This is a genomic window from Acidovorax sp. FG60 (genome assembly GCF_057808995.1).
Window position 1 is genome coordinate 1 of the sequence record NZ_JBMDJC010000026.1, and the last position, 21,081, is coordinate 21,081.

The window sequence follows — 21,081 nt, forward strand, 5'->3', positions numbered from 1 at the left end:
TGAGGTGTTTTATGACCAGTTCACATGAAGGTTGTCGAATGTCGGACATGGGCCCGTTGCACCCGTTGCAACGACTGTTGCTATTGACCATACGAGCCGTCCAGGGCTACCGGCAACGGATGCTTGATCTACTGAGGAGCGGGAATATTTGCGTACGTTCGCCGCAATGATGGGCTACGCGAAGCCAGTGCGCCAAGGCCAAAGCATGTTGCTATGCCAACCACTGCACACAGCGACCCGAGAGCCACCCAAGAAAACGATTTGGCGATGAGGATGTAGGCTTGCCAACTCATCAACGCGATCAGCATGGTCGCGCAAGCTTTCAGCTTATGTGAGGGCGCGAGCAACACGCCAGTGCAAACAAGAAGTATCGAAACTGCAGCGTAGCTAATCGACCAGATCGAAATTGATACGGGTGGAAAAGCACATAGTCCGGGCGACGAACGCCACCACCCTTCTGGACAGACAAACTTCCCCCAACGCGTGACCTGATAAAAAATCAGCATTTGGCCGACAGTGACAATGCCGAAGCAAAAAATTGCCAAAGCCAACCAACGAACGGCTGCAACAACGCTGAGGGGAAATCTTTGCATAGCTCAGTCTATCCCTTCGTACCTGGCAATGGGCTCCATCAATGATCTCATCGGTAGCAGCGTGCACTTAGCTGAAGGTCACGGCAGCCAACAAGAGCGTCGAGGGCTGGTGGAGTCCTTCACAATCAAGACTTACCCCCGCTTGTTCGAGATGCCGACCCTTCATCATGGATAAATTTTTGCTGCAGAAGCAGGTGCTGGAACGGCTCGCCGAAGACCTGGTGCAAGCAGAACAGGCAATGCGGGCGGCCCATGAAACGGCCACTCACGAAGAAAACATCGCCGAAAACAAATACGACACATTAGGACTCGAAGCCGCCTACCTGGCCACCGGCCAAGCTCGGCGCGCCGAAGCCATCCGCCAGGCGATAGCCAATTGGCGCCAATTCCGCCCGCGCCCCTACGACGCCAGCAAAGGTATCCAGCTCGGCGCGCTGGTCTGCCTGGTTGATTCTGACGACAAGCAGCAGCAGCTCTTCCTCGGCCCGGATGGGGGCAGCATGAAGTTGGTCAGCGGCGCACAGCTCGTTCAGGTCATCAGCAGCGAGGCCCCTTTGGGCGGGGCCATGCTGGGTAAATGCGAGGGTGACGAGGTGTCGATACAGGTCGCTTCAATCAGACAGCAATTTGAGGTGCTGCGGGTTCATTGAGCTGCATGCAAGTCCACGCCGAATGGGCCGATGTCAATAGAGGTTCGGGTGTGGTGAACGTACCGGCTGGCTGGCAAGGTCAGCCGAACTTTGAACCAGGCCACTGGGTCCGAGGTGTCGTATGCGCGTGAATGAGCGCTGAGTGGCCCAGACCGTGAACTCAGAGGGCCGACATCACCGACAGCAACCGCTGCAATGCGCCCGTTCCGGGCAGTCCCGCCGGAACAGTGGCACAGACTGGGCCTGACCTGTAGCGGCATACCCGCCACTTCTCGCTCCCGTTGGGTCAAAAAACTTTGCGAAAAGATAAAATTTATACTCTTTTAGAATATTAAGAGTATAAATAGCATCATGTCTACTGACCTCATACCTACCCTTGCCGCCGCCCGCAAGGCCCACCAGATGACCCAGGCCCAGCTTGCCGAGCGTGCAGGCCTTAGCCGCATGACGGTGCAGCGCACCGAAGGCGGCGACCTGGACCCGCGCTATTCCACCCTGGCTGAAATGGCCCGCGTGCTGGGCATGGACATCATTGCCGTGCCCAGCAGCCTGCGGCCCAGTCTGGAGGCGTTCATCCAGTCGGGGGGCAAGTTTCTGGGGCAGCCCGAGGGCGTGGATGCGCCGCCATCCGTGGTGGACGGCATGCGACGCTGACCAATAGCGGTCACCACGTGCGCACCCATTCCGCCAACACTCCATGAGCACGTCCATCCGCTACCTGCGCCTGTACCTGCACCGCCCGGCGAAGGCGGACGGGGCGGCGGGCGGTAGCGAGCCGATTGGCTACCTCTCGCAATACGGCGACATCCTGCGCGTGTCGTTTGACGAGAGCTACATCCGCAACCCGCAGCGCCCCACCCTGTCGCTGAGCTTTCAGGGGGCCGACGAGGCCGCGACGCAGCAGATCCTCGCGTCGGCGCGCGATGCGCGGCTGGTGCGCACCGATGGGCGCTGGCCGGTGTATTTTCAGAACCTGCTGCCCGAGGGCCACAACCGCGAGCGGCTTGCGCACGAGCGCGGCTGTAGCCCCGATGACGAGTTCGAGCTGCTGGCCGCCGCAGGCCACGACCTGATGGGCGCGCTGGAGGTGGAGCCCGTGCCTGCGCAAGACGGCATCCCGGACGTGGTGCGGCACTGGCACACCACGCAGGGGCTCGATGTGCTGGAGCCGGGGTTTGTGGAATACCCGGTGGAAGACGCGGCGTCGCTGCCCGGCGTGGTGACCAAGTTCAGCGCGGTGCAGGACGGCCGCCGCTACACGGTGCATCGCAAGGGCGCGGCGGGCAGCGTGATCTTGAAGCTGCCCACCACCGCCCACCCCGACCTCGTTGCCAACGAGTTCACCGGCTACCAGCTGTGCAAGGCACTGGGCCTGCATTGCGCCGATGTGCGCGTCATCACCCGCGCTGAGGCCGACCTGCCCGATGCCGTGCCCTTCAACGAAATTTTGGCCGTGCAGCGTTTTGACCACCTGCCCGGCGGCGCCCGCGTGCACATGGAAGAGTTCAACCAGGTGCTGGGCTACACGCCGCGCCAGAAATACGGCAAAACCCATGGCAAGGGCGCGCTGCAGGACTGGGCCACCATGCTGCGCGTGCTCAACCGCCTGAGCCGCCAGCCGGTGTTGGACACGCGCGAGTTTCTGGCGCGCATGGTGGCCTTCATCCTGATGGGCAACACCGACGCGCACCTGAAAAACTGGGCCCTGGTCTACCCCGACGGCCGCGTGCCGCAACTGGCCCCGGTGTACGACCCGGTGTGTGTGGCCGCGTTTTTTGATGGCGTGCCCGACCAGCAATACGCCGTGAACCGCGCCATCGACAACACCCTGCGGGCGCTGACCTGGGACGACATGGAAGGCCTGATGAAATCGGCCGGGCTGCTGCGCGTGCCCCGGCACCTGGCCTTGTTGCGCGACACGGTGGCGCGGGCCAAAACGGAATGGCCCAGCTTGCTGGAGAGCGCCCCGGCGTCTGTGCGCAATGTGGTGGCGCAGCGGCTAGCAGGCGATGTGGCCCTGGCCCGGTGATGGCGGACCACCCTGCAAAATCGGCAGGCCTGCGCGCAGGGTTCGGCGCGGGCCGCGCCTTGTGACCCCGAACCGTTTTTGATTTGCTCCATCCATGCACTCCCCGATCCCAAACACCACGCCCCCAACAGCGTCTGGCTCCTTGCCGCCCGATGCGGACAGGGGCGCCCTGCAGGTCCCACACCTCAAACGCTGTTGGTCACGCTGGATGGCCGCACGCCAGGGCCAGGGTTTGAAGGGCGCCGAAGCGGAGGCCCACCGCACACAGATCGTGCTGGCCGCGCTGGGTGTGGGGCTGGAGCAGACCATGCAATATGTGCTGCGCGAGGCCCCGGAGTTCGCTGCCTTTGAGGACTGGATCGTGCGCACGGCGGGCGCGCCCGATGCCGCCACCGTGGCGCGGATTCAAGCCCTTGTGGATGGCGGCCCGGCGCCCGAAGCGGCCTTGCAGCTGCAGGCCCGGATCGATGCGATGGAGCCCGTGCTGAATGCGGACGACCTGGCGCATTGGGACGAGCATGGCTATGTGGTGGTACGCCAGGCCACCACGCCAGAGCACAGCGCCGCCGCCGCACAGGCGGTGTGGGAAGCCGTGCGCGCCGACCCCGCAGATGTGGAGTCGTGGTACGCCCACGCCCCGCGCAACACCATGGTGCAGATGTTTCAGCACCCGGCATTCGACGTCAACCGACGTTCCCTGCGCATCCACAAGGCATTTGCGCAGCTGTGGGGCACGGCAGACCTGTGGCGCAGCACCGACCGCTGTGGCTTCAACCCTCCAGAACACCCCGGCTACCCCTACGGCGGCCAGGGCATGCACTGGGATGTGAGCCTGCACCAGCCTATTCCCTTTGCCACCCAGGGCATCCTGTACCTGACCGACACGCCCCCCGAACAAGGTGCCCTCACCCTGGTGCCAGGTTTTCACCGCCGGGTGGGCGACTGGCTGGCCCAGCTACCCGCTGGGGTCGAGCCCCGCCAGCAAGACCTGCATGCGCTGGGTGCCACACCCATCGGCGCGGGCGCGGGCGATCTGGTGATCTGGCACCAGGCCCTGCCCCATGGCCCCAGCCCCAATCGGGGCACGCAGCCCCGGCTGGTGCAGTACATCAACCTGGCCCCCGCCCATGTGCCCTGCCACGACACCTGGGTCTGAGAGGCTGAGAGTCTTTTATCCATGCTCGCCTTGCACGCGAAAACGCCCCGGCTCGTCGTTGCAAATGCTCGCCATAGCCCGAGCTATGGCTGTGCTTTGCGCCTAGATTCGAGGCGTTTTCGCGCGCCTTTCGGGCACGGCTAAAAAACTCTCAGCCTCTGAGGTGCGGCGAGCGGGAGGCGCACCTCCCCCAAAAACCGCAAAACTCATAGCAATAAAACCATACGGATAAAGCGCTAGCGGTCATTTTCGATTGAACCGGTCTTGCTAACTCACCGTGGCCGCTGCGCCTTGGTCTTCCTGCGGGTCTCGTAGCGCCGCATCAGCGGCGTTACCGACACCCCGTGCAGCAGCACCGATGCCACCACCACCGCTAGCGTGATCGCCAGCAGGCGCTGCGCAATCACCGGGTGCAGGTCGTGTGTGATGGCGTACATGAGGTAGTAGATGGAGCCAATGCCCCGGATGCCAAACCATGCGATCAGGCGGCGCTGCGAGCGCTCTACCTTGGCGCCCACCAGCCCTGCATACACCGCCAGCGGGCGGATCACCAGCAGCAGCACGGGCACAAACCACAACACCTCGGTGCCAAAGTCCACCACCGAAAGCAGCGCACCCACCACCAGCACCACGGTCACTTCGGCCAGGCGCTCCAGCTGGGCGTTGAAGCGCTCGACCGACTCCATCATGTGGCCCGGCGCCTGAGCGGCCACGGGAGCTTCACCATCGTTGTTGTCGCCTTGAGCAGGCGATGCCACGGACGCAGCTGGCTCCGCCGCCGCGCGCCGCAGCGCCAACCCGGCAGCAAACACCGCCAGAAAGCCGTAGGTATGGCACAACAAGGCCACGCCATAAGCCAGCGCGATGAGCCCCAGCACCATGAACTCGTCCGGGCCCAGCGCCTCGCGGTGGCGGATGCGCAGGTACAAGATGGCCCGGCCCACAACCACGCCCAGCAGGTAGCCAATCACCAGGCCACCCACCACGGCCCAGAGCACGTCCACCGCCCACCAGCGCCAGCCACTCTCGCCCAGGTCGTGCAGCGACATCAGGCCCAGACCCAGCATCACCAGCGGAAACGCCGCCCCATCGTTCAGGCCGCCCTCGCCCGTCAGGCCAAAACGCAAGCGATCACGGTCTTGCGGGTCGGACACCTGCACATCGGACGCAAGCACCGGATCGGTGGGCGCCAGGATGGCCCCCAGCAGCACGGCAGCGCCCAGCGGCAGGTGCAGCAGCCACACGCCCACGGCGGTGATGGCGCCCACGGTGATCAGCATCGACACGGTGGCCAGCTGCACCGGAATGCGCCAGCGCCGGTCGCGCAGGGGCAGATCCAGCTTCAGGCCCACGGTAAACAGCGAGATGAGCACGGCAATCTCGGTCAGCCGCTCCAGCAGCGGGGCATCACCCACCGGGTCCAATACCAGCAGGCCCAGCCCCCAGGGCCCAATGCCAACGCCCACGGCCAGGTACAGGATGGCCGAGCTGAGCGGCACGCGCGCGATGAATGAGCTGGTCAGCGTCATCACCACCAGCAGCAGGCCGACCAGCACAAAGCCCAGGGCGGGTAACAGCTCAGCGGTCATGGAACACAGACTGGAGGAGGAAAAGGTTGCACGCGCATTCCGCTACTGTGCACGCCACCCGGGCCCACTGCTGCGGGGGGGTGGCCCCCCGGGCTGTCAGCAGATGTCGCCAATCGGTGAGGCGCCTTTCGGCGTTACCTGGCGGTGCATCTGTGCACAATTCCGTGACTTTTGTGAAAGCCCATGAACGTCTCCACCCTCCTCAAGATCGCCATGGCCCTGCTCGTGGCGTTTTTTGCCGTCGAGAAGCTCAGGGTGCACTACGCCGACCAGCGGCTGCAAAACCACGGGCTGGCCGCTGTCTCTCAGCCGCTGGCAGACAGCCCCGTGCAGGAGGCCACCAGCCAGGCGGCTTTCGAGTTCCGGGGCTACCAGGTCAAGCCACTGGCCACGTTTGCCGTGCGCGCACGGGTGTTGTCGCGCGAAGACTATTACGTGGGCAAGGAGGCCGAGCTGTCCCCGCTGGACCTGGCCCTGGGCTGGAAGCGCATGGCCGACCCTGCGGTGTACGAAGCCTTGAACATCACCCAGGGCGGCCGCTGGTACCGCTACACCTGGCGCGACCAACCGCCCATCCCGCTGCAGGAGATCATCGAATCGTCAGCCAACATGCACATGATTGCAGCCACGCCCGTGGTGGAGCGGGCGCTCAAAAAGGCCCGTGCGGGGGCCTACATCCGCATCACCGGCAGGCTGGTGGAGGTGACACACCCCAGCGGCTGGCGCTGGACGAGTTCGCTCACACGGTCGGATTCCGGGGCCAATTCCTGCGAGCTGGTGTTTGTAGAGTCGGTGCAGGTGGAGAACTGACCCGCCACCGGGCCCAGGTTGCTCCTCGCACTCCCAATTTGATAGCTGCTTGCGCTTTCCCATCAAACGCCAGGCCCTGTTTTTACTCAAAATCTTACATCTCTACAGGGCAACCCGGGGGCTGGCGCGCCCAAAGTCTGGATACCCTTGGAAGGACAACCTCCCGCCCGAACCACCGCCCGAAAGGATGCCCATGGCCAAGATCCTGGAAGTGAAATACGAAAACCAGGCCGACGCCCACATTTGCGAGGTGGCGCATGAAAGCCAGGCCGACCTGTGCTGGCACGAGGTGCACTACGCCACCCAGGCCAGCGGCGATGCGATCTGGTTCTTTGTGGCCTATGCCAACCAGGCCAGCTTCAAGGTCTACCGCGTCAAGCACGCCAGCCAGGCGGACCTGAAAATCTTCAGGGTCAGCACCCCGGAGCAGGCTGGCTGGCGAACCAAGGACCATCTGCTGATCGGCAAGCTGGGCAAATAGGTCCGGCCCCAAGAGCGCTGCGCCGTGTGAACCGCACCAGGCCCACCGCCCGACTCATCCTCCCACGCACTTTTGCACCTGTTCACCCAGGCCCGTGGCGCCCAGGCGCATCACATCACCGGGCTTGAGGAACCAGGGGGCGGGCTTTTGCCCCAGCCCCACACCTGCGGGTGTGCCGGTCAGCACCACGTCGCCGGGCTCCAGCGTCATGAACTGGCTGATGTACGACACCACGGTGGGCACGCCGAAGATGAAGTTGCGGGTGCTGCCGTTTTGCACGCGCTGGCCGTTGACCTCCAGCCACAGGTCGATGGCGTGCGGGTCGGGGACCTCGTCAACCGTGGCCAGCCACGGGCCGATCGGGGCAAAGGTGTCGTAGCTCTTGCCCTTGTCCCACTGGCCGCCGCGCTCCATCTGCCATGCGCGTTCAGACACATCGTTGGCCAGCACATAGCCCGCCACATGCTGCAGCGCATCGGCTTCGGCCACCTGGCGCGCACGGGTGCCGATGACGATGCCCAGCTCGACCTCCCAGTCGGTCTTGACGGCGCCGGGCGGAATGCGCACATCGTCGTTGGGGCCGCTGAGCGCCGTCACGGCCTTCATGAACAACACAGGCTCGGCGGGCGGCTGCAGGCCCGCCTCGCGCGCGTGGTCGGCATAGTTGAGCCCCACGCACACGATCTTGCCCACCCCAGCCACCGGGCTGCCCAGGCGCGGTGTGCCATAGACGGGCGGCAGGCGGCTTGCGTCGATGGCGACCAGGGCAGAAAGCGTGCGCGGGTTGAGCTGGGCAGGGCCCATGTCGGGCAGCAGCATGGACAGGTCGCGCAGCGTGCCGGTGGCGTCGATCAGGCCGGGGCGTTCTGCGCCGGGCTGGCCGTAACGGATGAGTTTCATGGCGGGAAATCCTGGTGGGGTCGGCGAAAGGTGGCAGTCGCAGCCAGAGCCGCGCTGCGCCGACACGCAGCATAGCGGCACGCAACCCCCAGCGTGTACGCCAATCACCGGCCCTGCCTTGCCGCAAGACGAGGGCCGCACCCCCTGCGCAGCCCGTGTGGCGCGCGTAACATGGTGCGGGGTGCACCGCAGCGCCAGCCGCGCACCCCAAATACTCCTGATTTAATAGCTTCCAACGCTTACCAGATAAGCGCTAGCAGCCATTTTTACTCAATTTTCCATGGCCACTGCCACCGATCTGCCCTCCCCGCCCCCGGAATCCCCACCCCGGCCCCAACCCCGCAACCCGTCCGATCTGTTCTGGTCTTTCACCTGGCTGGCCCTGCAAGGTTTTGGCGGCGTGCTGGCCGTGGTGCAGCGCGAGCTGGTGGAGAAAAAGCGCTGGATGACGAACGAGGAGTTTGTCGAGGACTGGGCCGTGGCACAGATCATGCCGGGCCCCAACGTGGTCAACCTCAGCATCATGATCGGCGACCGCTACTTTGGTCTGCGCGGCGCGTTGGCGGCGCTGGCGGGCATGCTGACCTTTCCGCTGATCCTGGTGCTGGCCCTGGCCGTGGTCTATGCGCAGTTTGCCAGCCACCCGGCCGTGGCCGGTGCGCTGCGCGGCATGGGCGCCGTGGCGGCGGGGCTGATTGCGGGGGTGGGCATCAAGCTGTTTGTGTCGATCAAAAACCACCCGTTGGGCCGCCCGCTGTGTGTGGCGTTTGCAGGGCTGACCATCGTGGCCATGGCGTGGCTGCGCTGGCCTCTGTTCTGGATTTTGCCGATGATCGGTGGCGCGGCCTGCGTGCTGACGTGGAGAAAGCTCGCGCCATGAATGCAGCCACCACCCTCACCACACCCTTGACGGCCCTGAGCGCGGGCGACTGGTTCAACCTGTTCCTGTACTACCTGTCACTGTCACTGCTGGCCGTGGGCGGCGCCATTGCCACCGCGCCCGACATGCACCGCTACCTGGTGGAACGCAACGCCTGGCTCACCGACCCGCAGTTCAACGCATCCATCGCCATTGCCCAGGCAGCACCCGGCCCCAACGTGCTGTTCATCGCCCTGCTGGGCTGGAACGTGGGCATCAACGCAGGCGGCCCAGGCCTTGCAGGCTGGCTGCTGGGCGCCCTGGGCATGGCGGTGTGCATGCTGGGCGTGATGCTGCCCAGCAGCCTGCTGACCTGGACCGCCACCCGCTGGGGCCACCGCAACCGCGAGCGGCGCGGCGTGCGCGCCTTCAAACAAGGCATGGCGCCGGTGGTCATTGGCCTGCTGCTGGCCACCTCGTGGGTGCTGACACGCGCACACGGCAGCTTCGACACCGCTTGGCCCCTCTGGCTGCTCAGCGCCGTGACCGTGGTGCTGGTGTGGCGCACCAGGCTGCACCTGCTGTGGATGCTGGGCGCCGGGGCGGTGCTGGGGGCTATCGGCTGGGTGTAGCCGATGGCAGAGGTGCCGCGCTTGGCACCCCTGCGTGACACGGGGCTGGGTCAGCTGATCCGGCGCCCGTTTTCCGCGTACACGGCCAGGTAGATCGCGTCGGAGCCGATGTAGGGCGCCTTGTTGCCAAAGGCAACGTTGAAGTCCCCAAAAGACAGCGCACGGATGCTGGCCAGGCCCGCGCGAAGGCGGTCGCGTGTGAGGTCCTTGCCCGCGTTTTTGAGACCCTCGATCATGATCTGGCCGTTGAGCCAGCCTTCAAGCGCGCTGCCGCTGTTCAAGAAGGCCGGGTCGGCCCCGGTGGCCTTCATGGTGCTCTGAAATTTGCGCACCACCACCGATTTTTGCGAATTCGCGTCCGGAAACACCTGCACCAGCGCAAGGCCCCGTGTGGACGCAGCCAGCTTGGGCAGCTCGGACGAGATCACCGTAACCGACAGCCCCGCCAGCGGCACGCCCTGTGCCTTGGCACGGAAGGCCTGCACAAACGCGGTGTTGGCTGTGCCCGTGGTGGCCAGCAGGACCGCACCCGGGCGCTCTGCAGCCACCTTGTCTGCCAGCTCAGCGCCGTTCTTGCCGTCCACGGCCAGTGCAAACTCGCCACCGCGTTCGACCTTGATCTCGTCCAGCGCGCGGGACATGTCCTTGAGCACTTCCTTGCCAAACGGGTTGTCCAGGTACACCACGGCAATGCGTTTGAGGCCCATGTCCACGATCTGCTTGACCAGGCGCTGCGTCTCTTCGCGGTAGGTGGGGCGCAGGAAGAATACATGGCGGTTCTCAGGCGCACGCAGCGAGGTCGCGCCCGTCACCGGGCCCACGGTGGGAATGCCCTTGGATTCGATCAACGGCAGGATGGATGCCGTGTTGGCCGTGCCCAGCGGCGAGATCAGCGCGAACACCGACTGGGCCTCGACCATCTCGGTCACGTTCTTGAGGGTGCGTGCAGCCACATAGCCATCGTCCTTGGGGTCCATGCGGATCTCGCGGCCATGCACGCCGCCAGCGGCATTCACTTCAGCAAACGCGGCCTTCATGCCTGCCACCTGCTCGATGCCAGCCTGGCCCAAGGGGCCGGTCAGTGCGATGGAGCAACCCAGGTTGATGGTGCGGGCGGTCAGTGCTTCTTCGGCGGCCTGGGCCGTGTGGGCCCATGCGGGCAGGCCAGTGGCAGCAACGGCCTGGGTGGCGCGCAAGAGAAATTGACGACGGCTCATGGTGTGGGAGATCCCGAAGAAAGCAAAGGTGGGGCAGCCTAGCGGGAGCTGGGGAAACTTGCTGTCAGTTTCGCGACAGAACATACCCAGAAAGGACCGGCTCTCTCCGGGGGATGCAGTACTTGGCGACGGCAGCCTGCAGTGCACAGGGTGCCGAACCGCACGACACCCCGACATCGTGCGAGCCAACGCCGCACTCCGTGAAACTCACCGGGGCATGTTGTGGATCAGCAGATCACCGCACAACGGCGGCGTCTGTCTGCGTCGCTGCGCCCATGGTTTCTCGACCTACAGGCCCTTGCGCCGAATTGCAGCAAATCCCGCAATGGCCAGAAGTCCGGCGAGGAACAGCATCGCCCACTCGGAAAGGGAGGGGATGGTCGAGGGCGGAACGAATCCATCCAAGTTGTTGGTGAAGGTGCACGCGATGGCCGCCCCTGCTGCAGTGGCCGCTGCATCCAGCGTGACGGTGCGCGTCAAGAGGTCGTTTGTCTGCGTTCCACCTGAACCCAGGCCGGTGCAACTGATGGAAGCCAGGGTGTAACCCAAGGGTGGCGCTGCTTCAGTGATGGAAGTGCTGACACCCGCTGCGGTCAGCGTCTGCGTCGCCCCAGCCACGGCCGAGCCGGATGCCAGGGTCGTGATGGACTGGTTGGCAAAGCCGTTGCTGCCGCTGAAGCCAAACGTACCCACGCCACCATTGGAGATTTTGGATACCGTGATCGAAGGCACGGTGGGGGCTGCACACACGCCAGGGAGCGAAATAGCATTGGCGCTCGTCGTGACGGTTCCGCCCGACGTCAAGGCTCGGCCGGACAAGGTGGCACCGGCGCCCATGGACATACCGGCGTTTCCAATGACCGTTCCGATGAAAGTGGAGTTGGCACCCAGCGTGGTCGCGGCAGTGGGCGCCCAAAACACATTGCCGGCGCAAGCGCCACCATTGAGGGAAACGATGGAGTCGGCGGCGGTGTTGAGCGCCGCAGTCGTCGCCCCGGCGCCGGGGCGAAAGACGTAGATTCCAGAACCGTTCAGGGTTACCGTCGAGCCAACACTCATGGCTCCCGTGCTGGAATAACAGCCAGGCGGGATCACTCCAGGCGTGCCGCCGCTCACAACGACGGCGCTGAGATCAACGGCGGAGCCGAGGGGAATGCAGGTGCCCAGTTGGGAATCCAGATCCGCCAACGCAATGCCTTGGTCGGCAATCTCGGTATCACACGGCGTTTTGATGATCCCGGTCACTGTGGTGGGCGCAGTGGACGGGGGGGTGGTGTAGCAAACCGAGCCGTTGATCGTGGTCGGATTTCCACTGTTGGTAAAGGTGTCGGAAACGATGGCGAAGTTGCTGGCACTACCCAGCGGCGGTGCCGTCGCCGCCAATGCGCCACAGCTGTATGTCAGGGACAGCAGGGAAACAAGCCCCAGGCTCAGCAGCAAGGCGGGATTTTTCCGACCGAACTTGGACTGGAGGGGGGCAGCATCGCGTGTGGCGTACGCTGATTTGGAGAGGGTGGTTGTGCTGTCGGATGGCATGGTGTTAAACCTTCTGTGGTGACTTAAAAGTCATTAATCAAACAAAAACTTATCTTGTGTGACCCACAGTACTGCGCTTGTCTGCCCAGCGGTGCGATTTGCGCGACTTATGTCCACGGCGGCCATTAGTCGGGCAGTTGGCCTACACCCATGACCCCGTCGCGTTACACATGGGCGCCCCCTTGGGCAAGCCTTCCGCGCATCGGCCCTGGTTGTGCCACGGCGATGCCTGAACCAGAACAGCGCTCACTTTGGGCCATTGGGCATTGGGGATGCGCAGTGCTTCTTGTGCAGAGGGGTGCGCAAGGGTCATTGCCCCCTATAGCCCCCTATTGACCCCTTGCATGCTCATCTGCCACTCGCATTCCAGCGTCGCTCCGTTGCAGAGATTGCTTCTACATGAGGGCCAAAGGCAGTGCGCGTGTCTGTCGCTTGTTCAAAAAGCAATACGGTTTAACGCCAAGCGGCTACCACTATCCAACGCACTTGCGGCTTGCCGCCTAACATCCGCAAAATGTGCATGCAAAGCCAGAGACTTGAGACATGCCCCTTTGAGGGATCAACCGTTGATCATGCTTGCGAAGGAACAGGCTGATTGACTGGCTGCGGACCCATGCGGTGTATCTAAAGTGCCTATCCATGCCGAATACACCCCGGCGCGATGTCTGAAGGAATTTTTGAACAGCGGCCTGGGGACTGTGCCGCGCAGCCACCCAGCCTCATGAATCGCCAGGGGTCCGCACTTCCGGCATCCAGACAATGAACCAGGGAGACCCACACATGTCCGACGGACCACCCGCTTGTCGCCGCCACAGCACCTTTGCAGCCATGGCATTGAGCGCATTCGTTGGGCTGTGCGCGGCTCCGCAGGCCTCGGCGGAAGGCAGCCGTACGCTGTACCCCTCCACCTACCCTACCAGCGGCGGCACCTGTGCCAACACGCTCGACCGGGGATGCCGCGCCAACCTGGACCTCCAGCCAGGCAACCGCTATGTGGGCAAGGTCCAGCGCCGCACCTTCCTGTACGTCTACGCAGAGGCGGGCGAGTATGTGCTGCTGGGCTCCCGCAACCGCACGACGGGCGGCGACATCCTGGTCTACAACCCGCAGGATTTCGGCACACCGGGCGACGAGACCCTGCCGGCCAGCGCCGACTTCTCGTGCGCATCCAACACGCCGCCGCCGGGGAGCTTTGGCGGCAGCACTCTGGGGGAACTGAACTCCCGCGACCAGGAGCTCGCTGGCCCCCACAGCGCCGACGGCAGCGCTACCGTCACCAACGGGTTCGCGCCCTGCGCCTACCGTGTTCCCGCCACCGGGATCTATGGCGTGCAGTTCATGCCCGCCACCAGCGGCAACACCAATCTGAATGCCGACATCTTCAATCCGCTGCCCAGCACCTCCACCGTGGCCGCCTGGGACGTCACGGTGCGCGCATCGGCCAGCAGTCTCAGCGATCTCAATGGCCGCCTGTTCACCTACGCCTGGCTGGGCTTCACGGGGGTGAACAACCGCCCTGTCTATTCGCGCCACGACTACGTGACGCTTGATGGCTACCGCTACTCGCAGGCACTGGCGGGGCTCGATCCCAATGGCTTTGCGCTGTATGCCAACCGGCTGGGGTTTCTGGACAACGGGCAGCCCCTGTACAAGGGTGTGCGCGGCAGCGACTCGTTTGTGACGAACCTGGCGGCGGGCCTGTCTGCCCAGCGGCCGGAGTTTCCGATTTTTTTCAGCAGCATTGCCCCCGCAGCCCCCCACTCGGCCGAGGTCAACAAGGTGCTCACAGCGCTGCGCATTCCGCTCACGCCCCAGTCACCTTCGCTGTCGGCCGCCACATTCACCGGGCGCCCGCCCAGCGTGGGTTCACGCACCCTGCCGGGTGCGGGCGGCACGTTCCGGCTTTCGATCACCGGTGCCTCCACCTTCCAGATCGTCGTGAGCCGCGACGGTGTGGATTTCAGCCCCTCCAATACGGCCAACGCGGTCATCACGGGTATCGCCGCCACGGGCACACAGGATGTGCCGTGGGATGGCAACGATGCCGCGGGCACCGCCTTTCCCGCCAGCGCCACGCCCTACGCCTACCGGGCATTCGCGCGTGCGGGCGAGATTCACCTGCCCATGATCGATACCGAGAACAACGGCAATGGCACCAGCACTGCCACGGCGACCTTTGGCGGTGGCCCCACCATCACCAAGCTCAACGGGCCGCAGGCTGGCAATACCACCGTGTATTTTGATGACCGGGGCTATGTCACCCAGAGTGGCACCCTGGTGGGTCAGTTGAACGGCACCCTCTGCCCCGGCTCCCCACCACCCGCCTCCGACCCTGCGCAGGCCCTGGGCGGTGCGGATTCAACACTGGTCTATGGCGCTTCGCCACAGCTGTACCGCTGGTGGCCGCCCGGTGCCAATGCCAACGCCGACTGTGCAGCCACCGGCGGGTGGGGCGATGCCAAGGGGCTGGACCTCTGGACCTACATCACATCCCCGGCCGGCAATGGCGTGCTCTGGATTGACCCGCTCCTGCGGGATACAGCGGCGTCCATCTTTGTGCCTGCAGCGGCAAGGCCGGGCAGCGGGGTGCAGGGGCGCCTGACTTTTGCGAACCGTGGTGCAGACACAGCCACGGGGCTGCAGTACACCCTGACCCTGGATCACAGCTGTGCCGATACGGCAGTGAGCTTCTCCAATCTGCCCACCGGTGCGTCCGCATCCTGCGTGGACACGCTGGGCCAAGGCCGCTACGTGTTCTCGGGCTTCCCGGCCACGCTGGCAGGCGGCGCGTCGGTGCTCGGCGCCGATCCCGCGGCACCCATGGCGTTCTCGTACACCGCACCAGCGGCCGGAACCGTGACTGCGGCCGCCACGATTTCCGGCCCCGTGCCCGATGACCTGCCCGCCAACAACTCGGCCACCGGCACCACGGTGATCAGCCCGGTGGATCTGCAAACCACCGCCAGCGCGCCCCTGACGGCGCTGGCTGGTGAATCGGTGACCGTCCTGGCATCGTTTGCCAACCTGAGCGGTACCCCAGCGACACCCTGGACACCCAGCATTGCCATCGGGGCGGCGCTGAACTGCCCCTCTGCCGTGCAACTGGTGAGCGCCCCGCCCGGGGTGACCATGGTCGGCTTCGACGCTGCCACCTGTGCGGTGGCCCTCTCGGGCCTGCCCCCCACGCTGGCCGACGGGCAGATCCTGTCGTTGAGCTTCCGCTACCAGGCGCCCACCCTGGGTCAGGTGCCCATCGCCACCACGGTGGCAACCCCGGGGGACGCGCACACCGCCAACAACAGCGCCACGGCCACCACCACCATCGCGGTGGTGAACATGGTCATCAGCCTGTCGGGCATGCCGCTGCAAGCGATCTCCGGGCAGCCCTATTCCGGGACGTTTTCCTGCACCAATGCGGGACTGCTGGACGCAGTCGGCGGCACGCGCTGCGCCATCGACTCAGGACTCCCCCCGGGCCTGAGCCAGACCGGCTGCGTGCTGGACAGTACAAATGCGGCTTGGTCGGCGGGAGACACCGTGCCAGCAGGCGCCACCGTCATCTGCAGTGTGGCCGGTACGCCTGTCACCATCGGGCAGATGGTGATTGTGGCCAGCACCGCCGCCGTGGGCGAGGCCATCCTGTCTGACAACACCGCCGCCCAGGGCTTGGCGGTGGTGCCCTTGCAAACCATCCCCACGCTCACACAGCCTGCGACCGTGGCAGTGGCTGCGCTGCTTTTTCTGATGGCGGCGCGCCTGCGGCCCCGGCGCCGGGCGGGCTGATCGGCGTGTCCCGCAGGAACGGCCCCCCGCCGGCGCACTTGAGCGCCTGAGAGCGTTTCAGGTGCGCTGGCGCAGCGCCTCGTACAGGCACACGCCGCTGGCCACCGATACGTTCAAGCTCTCCACAGCGCCCTTCATCGGGATGCTGACCAGCTCGTCGCAGGTCTTGCGCGTGAGCTGGCGCATACCGTCGCCTTCGGCGCCCAGCACCAGGGCCACGGGGCCTTTCAGGTCGACCTGGTAAATGGTCTTGGGCGCGTCGTCGCTGGTACCGATGCACCAGATGTTGCGCTCCTTGAGTTCGTTCAAGGTGCGCGCGAGGTTGGTCACCATGAAGTACGGCATGGTTTCGGCTGCGCCGCTGGCCACCTTGGCCACGGTGGCGTTGATGCCAACGGCGTGGTCCTTGGGGGCGATGACGGCATGCGCGCCCGCTCCATCGGCCACTCGCAGGCAGGCGCCCAGGTTGTGCGGGTCGGTCACGCCGTCCAGCACGAGCAGCAGGGGCTGCTCAATGCCGGCGGCTTCCAGGTCTTCCAGCAGTTCATCCAACGAGGTGGCAACCTTCACGGGCTCAACCCGCGCAGCCACGCCCTGGTGGCCATGGCTGCCGGCCAGCTTGGCGATGCGCACGCTGTCGGCTTCAATCAGGCGGGCACCGGCCTCGCGGGCGCGGTCGAGAAACTGGCGCATGCGGGCATCGCGCCGCGTGGCCTCGTAGTAAATCTCGATGATGGATTTCGGCGCGGTCTTCAGACGCACGCCCACGGCGTGAAAGCCGAAGAGAACTTTGGGGCTGGACATGGGGGGATTATCCGCTGGCGCAGGACACCGGCTTTAGAGAGCTATCAATTTGATAGCTATTGGCGCTTTATGAATAAGCGCTAGAGGCCAAAAACACTCAAAAACCTGGTTTCCTCCTCCCTCTCAGCGCGGCAAATAGCGCTTACACGACCCGCCCAGCTTCGATGGTGATACGCCGCTCGCACTGCTCGGCGATGGCGCGGTCATGGGTGACCAACACCAGCGTGGTGCCCTGCTCGCGGTTCAGGTCGAACATGAGCTTCATGATGGTTTCGCCGGTGGCAAAGTCGAGGCTGCCCGTAGGCTCATCGGCCAGCAGCACGGCAGGTTGCACCACAAACGCCCGCGCCAGCGCCACGCGCTGCTGTTCGCCACCCGAGAGCACCTTGGGGTAGTGAGAGAGGCGCTGGCCCAGCCCCACGCGGGCCAGCATGTCGGCGGCGACCTTGCGGGCATTTTTGCGAACTTCAGGGCGGTTGGCCAGCTCCAGCGGCAGCATCACGTTCTCCAGCGCGGTGAGGTTGCCCATGAGCTGAAAGCTCTGGAACACGAAACCCACCTTCTGGGCCCGCAGCGCAGCGCGTTCATCCTCGTCGATGGCAAAGAGGTCGTGGCCATCGAGCCGCACCGTGCCACGGCTGGGGGTGTCCAGCCCCGCGATGATGGACAGCAAGGTGCTCTTGCCCGAGCCCGACGCGCCCACGATGGCGGCGGTTTCCCTGGCGGCCAGGCGGAAATCGATATCCCGCAGAATGTCGAGGGTTCCGGTGGAATCCGTGACCGATTTGAAGACATGCTCCACGGCAATGATGGGTGTGGCAGCAGCTGTCTTGGGCAATGGAGAGGATTCGGACATGAAAGGCTCTTTACTTTGATTCGATATCAGCAACGGCGCCACTTTATCCTGCGCGCCTCTATCGGGCTTCTGGTGGGGCTTTCGGCGCCCTGCGCCATGGCCCAGGCAACGTCCAAGACAGCGGCCGCGCCGATTCGCCAGCCCGTGATCCTGGTGCTGGGAGACTCTCTGAGCGCCGAATATGGCCTGGCACGCGGCACGGGCTGGGTGGCTCTGCTCGAAAAACAGCTGACCCAGGAAAAGCTGGCCGCTACGGTGGTCAACGCCAGCGTGAGTGGGGAGACTACTTCGGGCGGCCGTTCGCGCCTGGCGGCGCTGCTGGCGCAGCACAAGCCCAGCCATGTGGTGATTGAACTGGGCGGCAACGATGCCCTGCGGGGATTGCCGCTCAAGAACACGGAAGAGAATCTGACGGTTATGACGCAGGCGGCGCAAAAGGCCGGGGCCAAGGTGCTGCTGGTGGGCATGCAGGTGCCACCCAACTATGGCACCGACTACGCCAACAAGTTCGCGGGCCTGTTCACCACAGTGGCCAAGGCCCAGAAGGTGGCCGTGGTGCCTTTCTTCCTGAAGGGGGTGGCCGACGGGCCCGATCCGACCCGCCTGTTCCAGCCTGACCGCATCCACCCGCGCGCCGAGGCGCATCCGCAGATGCTGGCCAATGTGTGGCCGGAACTGAAAAAACTCTTGCGCTGAGGGCTCAGGCGCCGGGAGCGCCTGTGGGCTGGTCCGGGGCCGCAGCATCGCCGTTCGGCTGGCCGTCAGCGGGCTGGTCGTCGCCTTGCGGATCGTCCGGCCTGCGCTGTGTTTTGGACCTCAGCTTCTCTTCCTTTTTTTTCTTTTTGGCGAGTTCGCGCTGGCGTTTTTCGTATCCGTAGTTGGGTGTTGCCAAGGTAATTGCTTCCTGAAGTTGAGACTCACTGTAACAGCATGGGTTTTTCAAGCCCCCGCTGGGGGGCGTTGGAGCGGGATGACCGATGCGCGGTACGCATGCCAGCTTGCAAAGCCCAGAACCGGCCCGGCCACCAGCAGCCCGATGCCCCAGAACCAGAGGGAAAACACCACGATGGTGGTGATGAGTGCGCCCCAGAGCAGCATGACCAGGGGGTTCTCCAGCACCACGCGCATGCTGGTGATACCGGCCGTGAGCGCATCGGTGTCTCGGTCCAGAATCATGGGGATGGACACCACGGAGGTGGAGAACACCAGCGCTGCAAATACGCCGCCCACCACGAGGTACACCGCCACAAAGCTCCAGTTCTGTGGGCTGAAGACCGCCTGCAGCACGCCCGTGGTGGACGGCATGCCGGTGTTGAAGAACACGGCAAACACCACCAGCGATGCACGCCCCCACAGCAGCTCCAGCACCACAAGCACCAGCACCAGCATGCCCATGCTGCCCATGTGGCTGTCCCAGCAGGTGAGCGATTCGCTCAGCTCGGGCTTGAGCCCCGCCTCGCGCCGACGGCTGGTGTCGTACAGCCCCATCGCCAGGAAGGGGCCTACCAGCAGGCAGCCACTCGCCAGGGACATGGTGTATTCAGGCCGGGTGCGGAACACCCAGCCCAGCACCAGCGCCATGCACCAGAAGCAAACGCCATAAAACAGGGCAATGCCGGGAGCCGCGCGCACATCCTGCAAGCCCCTGGCCAGCCAACGGAACGGGTCCGCCAACCCCAGGCGCTGCAGGCTCACGGGCTGGGCCACCGAGGTGTCTGGCGCCGGTTGCTGGACCGGATCGGCAGACGCAGGGAGGGGGTTGGAGGAATCCGATGGGGTGGCGGTCATTCGGGCAGTTCGTGGAAGTGGCAGCGGGACACCCGCGAACACTCACACTAAGCCAGCCCTCGGCGGTGCGCCACTGAGGAAACTACCACCCCGCGCAAAAAAGACAGGCCTCAGCCTGCCGGGAAGGCGTGCTCCAGGGCCTGCTGCAGATCGCGCCGCAGGTCTTCCACCGCCTCCAGCCCGATCGAAAACCGCACCAGCGTGCCCGGCTTCAAGTGTGCGGGCGGGCGGCTGCGCATGCTGGCGATGTTGTAGGGCACCACCAGGCTCATGGGGCCGCCCCAGCTGTAGCCCAGCTTGAACAGCCGCAGGCCGTCGCAGAACGCATCCACCTGCTTCTGGGTGTAGCGGGCATCAATCATCACGCTGAACAGGCCCGCTGCCAGCCCCGCCCCGCCCTGCCCGGCGCCACACAGTGCCTTCCAGTGTGCGTGGCCGGGCGCGCCTTCCAGCGCGGGGTGCAAAACCTGCGCGATGGCGGGCTGTTGCTGCAGCCATCGCGCCAGAGTGCGGGCCGCTTCGTCATGGGCGCGGTAGCGCAGGCCGATGCTGGGCAGTGCGCGCAGCACAGCCTCTGCGTCGTTGGCCCCCACCCCCAAGCCCAGCCGCATGTGCGTTAGCTTGATCTTCATGTGCAGGCCCGGGTCTCGCGTCATGACGCTGCCCATCAGCACATCGCCACCGCCACTGGGGTACTTGGTGAGCGCGTGGGCCGAAATGTCCACTCCCAGGCTGCCATCACCTGGGAGGTCAAACGGCGCAAACGCGAGACCCGCGCCCCAGGTGTTGTCCAGCGCCGTGGTCACGCCGTGTGCGCGGCAGATGCGCACCTGCTCGCACAGGTCGGGAAACTCCATGCTGACCGAGCCCGGAGCCTCCAGCCACACCAGCCGGGTTGCAGGGGTGATGCGGGCGGCCAGATCGGCTGGGTCGAGCGGATCGTAAAACCCATGGGTGATGCCAAAACGCGCCAGTTCACCATTGGCAAGGTCTTTGCCAGGGCCGTAGGCGTTGTCCGGGATCAGCACTTCGTCGCCGGGCTGAAGCAGGGCCAAGGCCACGTTGGCAATGGCGGCAAGGCCGCTGGGAACCAGCACGCACTGCAGGCCACCCTCCAGCGCACACAGGCGCTCTTCCAGGATGAAGGTGGTGGGCGTGCCGTGCAGCCCATAGGTGTAGCCGCTTTTGTCCTTCCATTCGCGCGAGCGCATGGCTGCGACGTTGGGAAAGATGACGGTGGAGGCCTTGTAGACCCCCGGCTGGGGCGCTACGAAACCAGCAGGAGGAACGTAGTCGTGGTGGACGATGCGGGTGGCGAGGTCGGTGTCGTGCTCTTTCATGCCGACCATGGTAGCGCGCCGCCAGGGCGTGAACCCGGGCGGCGCGTGGTGTGAAGCG

The 21,081-nt window shown here is 64.9% G+C and carries 20 protein-coding genes; 11 read left to right on the plus strand and 9 right to left on the minus strand.

Annotated features, from left to right (window positions below):
* The first annotated feature begins 760 nt into the window (after nucleotides 1–760).
* From ACODS0_RS24850 to ACODS0_RS24870, 5 genes are all read left to right on the plus strand, one after another.
* Complete coding sequence (locus tag ACODS0_RS24850) at nucleotides 761–1,243, plus strand: GreA/GreB family elongation factor (protein ID WP_488837816.1); 483 nt, start codon at nucleotides 761–763, stop codon at nucleotides 1,241–1,243.
* 5 nt (nucleotides 1,244–1,248) lie between these two features.
* On the plus strand, nucleotides 1,249–1,374 hold the full coding sequence (locus tag ACODS0_RS24855) for a hypothetical protein (RefSeq protein ID WP_488837817.1): 126 nt from the start codon (nucleotides 1,249–1,251) through the stop codon (nucleotides 1,372–1,374).
* A gap of 220 nt (nucleotides 1,375–1,594) precedes the next feature.
* Nucleotides 1,595–1,897, plus strand: a complete 303-nt coding sequence (locus tag ACODS0_RS24860) for a helix-turn-helix transcriptional regulator (protein WP_121506503.1) — start codon at nucleotides 1,595–1,597, stop codon at nucleotides 1,895–1,897.
* A gap of 43 nt (nucleotides 1,898–1,940) precedes the next feature.
* Complete coding sequence (locus ACODS0_RS24865; protein WP_488837820.1) at nucleotides 1,941–3,272, plus strand: type II toxin-antitoxin system HipA family toxin; 1,332 nt, start codon at nucleotides 1,941–1,943, stop codon at nucleotides 3,270–3,272.
* Between the two features lie 208 nt (nucleotides 3,273–3,480).
* Nucleotides 3,481–4,428: a phytanoyl-CoA dioxygenase family protein gene (locus ACODS0_RS24870; RefSeq protein ID WP_488837821.1), complete on the plus strand. Its 948-nt coding sequence runs from the start codon at nucleotides 3,481–3,483 to the stop codon at nucleotides 4,426–4,428.
* Nucleotides 4,429–4,700: 272 nt separating this feature from the next.
* Here the strand turns inward: ACODS0_RS24870 and ACODS0_RS24875 are convergent, their stop codons facing one another.
* Nucleotides 4,701–6,017: a cation:proton antiporter gene (locus ACODS0_RS24875; RefSeq protein ID WP_488837823.1), complete on the minus strand. Its 1,317-nt coding sequence runs from the start codon at nucleotides 6,015–6,017 to the stop codon at nucleotides 4,701–4,703.
* A 183-nt stretch (nucleotides 6,018–6,200) separates the two neighbouring features.
* Between ACODS0_RS24875 and ACODS0_RS24880 the strand changes: the two genes are divergently transcribed.
* Nucleotides 6,201–6,827 carry a hypothetical protein gene (locus ACODS0_RS24880; RefSeq protein ID WP_488837825.1) on the plus strand — a complete coding sequence of 209 codons (627 nt, stop codon included), beginning with the start codon at nucleotides 6,201–6,203 and terminating at the stop codon, nucleotides 6,825–6,827.
* 193 nt (nucleotides 6,828–7,020) lie between these two features.
* Nucleotides 7,021–7,308, plus strand: a complete 288-nt coding sequence (locus tag ACODS0_RS24885) for a 7(1) septoil knot domain-containing protein (RefSeq protein ID WP_055401176.1) — start codon at nucleotides 7,021–7,023, stop codon at nucleotides 7,306–7,308.
* A gap of 54 nt (nucleotides 7,309–7,362) precedes the next feature.
* On the opposite strand, the gene ACODS0_RS24890 is transcribed toward ACODS0_RS24885, so the two are convergent.
* Entirely contained in the window at nucleotides 7,363–8,208 is an 846-nt protein-coding gene (locus tag ACODS0_RS24890; RefSeq protein ID WP_488837828.1) for a fumarylacetoacetate hydrolase family protein, read from the minus strand.
* A gap of 280 nt (nucleotides 8,209–8,488) precedes the next feature.
* Here ACODS0_RS24890 and ACODS0_RS24895 point away from each other — a divergent pair, with 280 nt between their 5' ends.
* Entirely contained in the window at nucleotides 8,489–9,088 is a 600-nt protein-coding gene (locus ACODS0_RS24895) for a chromate transporter (protein WP_488837829.1), read from the plus strand.
* On the plus strand, nucleotides 9,085–9,699 hold the full coding sequence (locus tag ACODS0_RS24900) for a chromate transporter (protein ID WP_488837831.1): 615 nt from the start codon (nucleotides 9,085–9,087) through the stop codon (nucleotides 9,697–9,699). Before ACODS0_RS24895 ends, ACODS0_RS24900 begins: the two co-directional genes overlap by 4 nt.
* A 50-nt stretch (nucleotides 9,700–9,749) precedes the next feature.
* Here ACODS0_RS24900 and ACODS0_RS24905 read toward each other — a convergent pair whose 3' ends face one another.
* Nucleotides 9,750–10,916: an ABC transporter substrate-binding protein gene (locus ACODS0_RS24905; RefSeq protein WP_488837833.1), complete on the minus strand. Its 1,167-nt coding sequence runs from the start codon at nucleotides 10,914–10,916 to the stop codon at nucleotides 9,750–9,752.
* A 288-nt stretch (nucleotides 10,917–11,204) separates the two neighbouring features.
* Nucleotides 11,205–12,356, minus strand: coding sequence for an IPTL-CTERM sorting domain-containing protein (locus ACODS0_RS24910; RefSeq protein ID WP_488837835.1), 1,152 nt, complete (start codon nucleotides 12,354–12,356; stop codon nucleotides 11,205–11,207).
* 876 nt (nucleotides 12,357–13,232) lie between these two features.
* Here ACODS0_RS24910 and ACODS0_RS24915 point away from each other — a divergent pair.
* Nucleotides 13,233–16,235: a hypothetical protein gene (locus ACODS0_RS24915; protein WP_488837836.1), complete on the plus strand. Its 3,003-nt coding sequence runs from the start codon at nucleotides 13,233–13,235 to the stop codon at nucleotides 16,233–16,235.
* A gap of 57 nt (nucleotides 16,236–16,292) precedes the next feature.
* Here the strand turns inward: ACODS0_RS24915 and rlmB are convergent, their stop codons facing one another.
* Both rlmB and ACODS0_RS24925 read right to left on the minus strand, forming a co-directional pair.
* Entirely contained in the window at nucleotides 16,293–17,039 is a 747-nt protein-coding gene (rlmB, locus tag ACODS0_RS24920; RefSeq protein WP_056644258.1) for a 23S rRNA (guanosine(2251)-2'-O)-methyltransferase RlmB, read from the minus strand.
* A gap of 142 nt (nucleotides 17,040–17,181) precedes the next feature.
* Complete coding sequence (locus ACODS0_RS24925) at nucleotides 17,182–17,895, minus strand: ABC transporter ATP-binding protein (protein WP_055398119.1); 714 nt, start codon at nucleotides 17,893–17,895, stop codon at nucleotides 17,182–17,184.
* A gap of 15 nt (nucleotides 17,896–17,910) precedes the next feature.
* On the opposite strand from ACODS0_RS24925, the gene ACODS0_RS24930 reads away from it, so the two are divergent.
* Nucleotides 17,911–18,591, plus strand: a complete 681-nt coding sequence (locus ACODS0_RS24930; protein WP_228895166.1) for an arylesterase — start codon at nucleotides 17,911–17,913, stop codon at nucleotides 18,589–18,591.
* 4 nt (nucleotides 18,592–18,595) lie between these two features.
* On the opposite strand, the gene ACODS0_RS24935 is transcribed toward ACODS0_RS24930, so the two are convergent.
* The 3 genes from ACODS0_RS24935 to ACODS0_RS24945 form a co-directional block, all read right to left on the minus strand.
* Complete coding sequence (locus ACODS0_RS24935; protein WP_055398117.1) at nucleotides 18,596–18,787, minus strand: hypothetical protein; 192 nt, start codon at nucleotides 18,785–18,787, stop codon at nucleotides 18,596–18,598.
* A gap of 47 nt (nucleotides 18,788–18,834) precedes the next feature.
* Complete coding sequence (locus tag ACODS0_RS24940) at nucleotides 18,835–19,683, minus strand: DUF2189 domain-containing protein (protein ID WP_488837838.1); 849 nt, start codon at nucleotides 19,681–19,683, stop codon at nucleotides 18,835–18,837.
* Nucleotides 19,684–19,793: 110 nt separating this feature from the next.
* Nucleotides 19,794–21,032 carry a PLP-dependent transferase gene (locus ACODS0_RS24945; protein ID WP_488837840.1) on the minus strand — a complete coding sequence of 413 codons (1,239 nt, stop codon included), beginning with the start codon at nucleotides 21,030–21,032 and terminating at the stop codon, nucleotides 19,794–19,796.
* Nucleotides 21,033–21,081: the final 49 nt, after the last annotated feature.